Origin of the sequence: Parasphingorhabdus sp. (assembly GCF_036963705.1) — a bacterium.
GTDB lineage: Bacteria > Pseudomonadota > Alphaproteobacteria > Sphingomonadales > Sphingomonadaceae > Parasphingorhabdus.
Genome location: NZ_JBALUT010000136.1, coordinates 1 through 2,962 on the forward strand (window position 1 = coordinate 1; position 2,962 = coordinate 2,962).

Here is a 2,962-nt window from a genome sequence, read left to right on the forward strand (position 1 = left end):
TGGCCGGAACAATGACGGTCCAAAGGATGAAGGCGGCGACATTCCATTGCCTGCTTCGATCACCGAAGACTAGAATATCGCAAAATAGTTTTAGAAAAAGGCCCGGAGCGATCCGGGCCTTTTTTATGTGCTATATTGCCAACCACGTAGCCGGATTAATGTCAGGTAAAGCTTGGAGAGAACAGGGAAGGTCCATCTCCTCCAGCGGTTTTTTTGCTTTATTCTTGGCTGGATGAAAACAAGCGGTTAAGAGGTCTGCCATATGACAAAACACATTATCAAATGGGCCGTATTGGGTCTCTCCGCTTCGATGCTTTCCGGTTGCGCGCTGCTTGGCGGCAGTGGCGGCAGTGGCGCCGATACTCGTTACGTCGCCCGCGACGTCGATACGCTCTACAATGCGGCAAAAACGCGCCTTGACGGCGGCCAGTATCAGATAGCCGCCGCGCTGTTCGATGAAGTCGAACGCCAGCATCCCTATTCACCCTGGGCTCGGCGCGCACAGCAGATGAGCGCATTCAGCTATTATCTGGCTGCGGATTATAACAAGGCGATAGAATCATCCCGCCGCTTCCTATCGATCCATCCGGGTAACAAGGACGCGCCATATGCTTACTATCTGATCGCGCTCTGCTATTATGAGCAGATCAGCGATGTAACCCGTGACCAGAAGATCACCGAACAGGCGCTGGCGTCGCTCGGCGAGGTTGCCCGCCGCTATCCCAATTCCCGTTATTCTGCCGATGCCCAGCTGAAAATGGATCTGGTCAACGACCATCTGGCCGGCAAGGAAATGGAAATCGGCCGCTTCTACCAGCGTCGTGGCAAATGGCTCGCGGCCACCATCCGGTTCCGCACGGTGATCGAGAAATACCAGACCACTACCCATACGCCTGAAGCGCTGATGCGGTTGACCGAATCCTATCTTGCTCTTGGCGTTCCGACCGAAGCGAAGAAAACCGCCGCCGTGCTGGGTGCCAACTATCCGGGTACCAAATGGTATGAACGCGCTTTCGATCTCGTCAACAAGCACGGGGCCACTTAGAATCTCATGTCGCTGCAAGGCGTTGCAGCTAGAGTAAACGTGTTTTAAGAGGGTATTGTGCTGCAGTCCCTTTCCATCCGCGATATCGTTCTAATCGAGGCGCTCGACCTGGAATTCGGGTCGGGTCTGACTGTGCTGACTGGTGAGACCGGTGCGGGTAAATCGATCCTGCTCGACAGTCTCGGTCTGGCTCTTGGCAATCGGGCCGATAGCGGTCTGGTCCGTCAGGGCACAGAAAAAGCTCAAGTTACCGCCAGTTTTGCGTCACCCATCAAGGGCAGCAAACTGGCCGCAATGCTCACAGAAAATGACATTGAAATTGAACCAGGCGAACCGCTGATCATCAAGCGGTCGGTCAAGGCCGATGGCGGCAGCCGCGCCTTCATCAACGACCAACCTTGTTCGGCGACCCTGCTTCGCTCGGTTGGTGGACAGCTCATTGAAATTCACGGCCAGCATGATGATCGCGGCTTGATCAATCCCAAGGGACATAGGGCTTTGCTCGATGCTTTTGCCGGTGTTGAAGGCAATTTGGTCCGCGACGCGTTCGACGCGTGGCAGTCCGCGAAAACGGCGCTGGAGCAGGCAAAGCAGGATCAGGATGCCGCCGAGCAGGATCGGGAATATCTTGAACATAGTGTTGCCGAACTCTCCAAATTTGCGCCGCAACCGGGCGAGGAAGAAGAGCTGGCTCTCGACCGGGCGACGATGATGAAGGGCGAGAAGCTGACCGGCGATCTCGAGGCGATCCGTTCTGCCTTTGACGGTTCCAACGGCGGGCTGGCCTCGCTGCGGGCGGCGGCGCGGCGGCTCGATATGATTTCCGACGATCACCCTTTGCTCGCGGAAGCGCTGGAGGCGCTCGACCGCTCGATTATCGACGCCAGCGAAGCCGAGGACAAGCTGCATGAAGCGGCCGCTGCGCTGAGCTTCGACCCGCAGCGACTCGACGATATGGAGACCCGGCTGTTCGATCTCAGGGGCTTGGCGCGCAAGCATCGGGTCGAGCCGGGCAAGCTTTCGGAACTGCTTAGTGAACTGCAAAACAAGCTGGCGGCGATCAGTGATGGCGGCAGGTCACTGGAAGACTTGGAAGCATCTTTGGCGGGTGCCAAAAAATCCTACATTGCGGCAGCGGAAGCGTTGAGAGCGAAGCGAAGCAAAGCGGCCAAGGCGCTCGATAAAGCGGTTGCCGGTGAATTGGCGCCGCTTAAGCTGGATGCAGCCAGATTTGAGACTTTGCTTGAAGAATTATCTGAAGAGCATTGGAATAAAGGCGGAATGGACCGGATCGAGTTTTTGATCTCGACCAACCCGGGTGCCCCCCTGGCACCTTTGGGCAAGATCGCGTCGGGTGGTGAACTTTCGCGGTTCATTCTGGCCCTAAAGGTCGCTTTGGCGGAAGAATATGGTCTGAAAACCATTATTTTCGACGAAGTCGACCGCGGCGTCGGCGGCGCGGTGGCCTCGGCAATCGGCGACCGCCTGTCACGTCTGTCGAGCGGCGCGCAGCTGCTGGTCGTCACCCACAGCCCGCAAGTCGCCTCCAAGGGCGACGCGCATATGCTGATCAACAAGTCGCTCAGCGGCACCGTATCGCGCACCGATGTCCGCGCGTTGGACAATGAAGGCCGGCGGCAGGAGATTGCGCGGATGCTGTCGGGTGCGGATGTGACGGATGAGGCCAGGGCGCAGGCGGATCGGTTGCTGGAGGGGGTTTGATGGGTGCCGAGAATAGCAGTGAAAAGCGGACTGTCCTTGTCATTGGTTGGGTAATAATTCCGATTTTGATTGGTGCTTATTTCGCTCTTCCACAATATATTGGCCCGTGGTATTTGCTGTCCAAATTCACTGGTGGCGCACATTTTGCAGATTTGATCTGGATGATTTTGGGACTAGCAATTTTGCTGCTCTCAG

At 56.6% G+C, this 2,962-nt stretch carries 3 protein-coding genes; all 3 read left to right on the top strand.

The window, feature by feature from the left end; all coding sequences use genetic code 11:
- Positions 1-262: 262 nt before the first annotated feature.
- Positions 263-1,045, top strand: a complete 783-nt coding sequence (locus V7680_RS15325; protein WP_335654123.1) for an outer membrane protein assembly factor BamD — start codon at positions 263-265, stop codon at positions 1,043-1,045.
- A 57-nt stretch (positions 1,046-1,102) separates the two neighbouring features.
- Positions 1,103-2,767, top strand: a complete 1,665-nt coding sequence (recN, locus tag V7680_RS15330; protein WP_335654124.1) for a DNA repair protein RecN — start codon at positions 1,103-1,105, stop codon at positions 2,765-2,767.
- Positions 2,767-2,962: hypothetical protein (locus V7680_RS15335; protein WP_335654125.1), on the top strand; the 196-nt coding region annotated here is incomplete at its 3' end. The genes recN and V7680_RS15335, both read left to right, overlap by 1 nt.